This window comes from Bacillus sp. MRMR6 (assembly GCF_001940785.1).
In the GTDB taxonomy this organism is placed as follows: domain Bacteria; phylum Bacillota; class Bacilli; order Bacillales; family Cytobacillaceae; genus Neobacillus.
This window is the reverse complement of record NZ_MSLS01000087.1, coordinates 1-766: the sequence shown is the minus strand read 5'-3', so window position 1 is coordinate 766 and position 766 is coordinate 1. Positions and strand designations below refer to the sequence as shown.

The window sequence follows — 766 nt, the reverse complement described above, 5'->3', positions numbered from 1 at the left end:
TTTGGGCTATGTCCCGTTTCGCTCGCCGCTACTCAGGGAATCGCGTTTGCTTTCTCTTCCTCCGGGTACTTAGATGTTTCAGTTCCCCGGGTATGCCTTCAATACCCTATTTATTCAGGTAAAGATACTACTCCATTACGAGCAGTGGGTTCCCCCATTCGGAAATCTCCGGATCAAAGCTTACTTACAGCTCCCCGAAGCATATCGGTGTTAGTCCCGTCCTTCATCGGCTCCTAGTGCCAAGGCATCCACCGTGCGCCCTTTCTAACTTAACCTAAAAGGTTATTTTTCTTCTTATTAAATAAGAGAGAAAACTAATGTGGCWTGTTCTCGGYTTTACTTTACTTCTTCTTTACGATTATCTAGTTTTCAAAGAACGATTAAAAAAAGCTTTGAGAGAATTGCTCCCTCAAAACTAAACAAACAAAAAGCGGTCAACTTTTTATCAGTCCATAYGGACTGCATTWTCCTTAGAAAGGAGGTGATCCAGCCGCACCTTCCGATACGGCTACCTTGTTACGACTTCACCCCAATCATCTGTCCCACCTTAGGCGGCTGGCTCCTTACGGTTACCCCACCGACTTCGGGTGTTACAAACTCTCGTGGTGTGACGGGCGGTGTGTACAAGGCCCGGGAACGTATTCACCGCGGCATGCTGATCCGCGATTACTAGCGATTCCGGCTTCATGTAGGCGAGTTGCAGCCTACAATCCGAACTGAGAATGGTTTTATGGGATTCGCTTAACCTCGCGGTTTTGCAGCCCTT

General features: G+C 47.5%; 2 rRNA genes. Both read right to left on the bottom strand.

Going from position 1 to position 766, the window contains the following annotated elements:
- Positions 1 to 275: ribosomal RNA gene (locus tag BTR25_RS26730) — 23S ribosomal RNA — on the bottom strand; the annotation flags it as partial.
- 199 nt (positions 276 to 474) lie between these two features.
- A 16S ribosomal RNA gene (locus BTR25_RS26725) occupies positions 475 to 766 on the bottom strand; the annotation flags it as partial.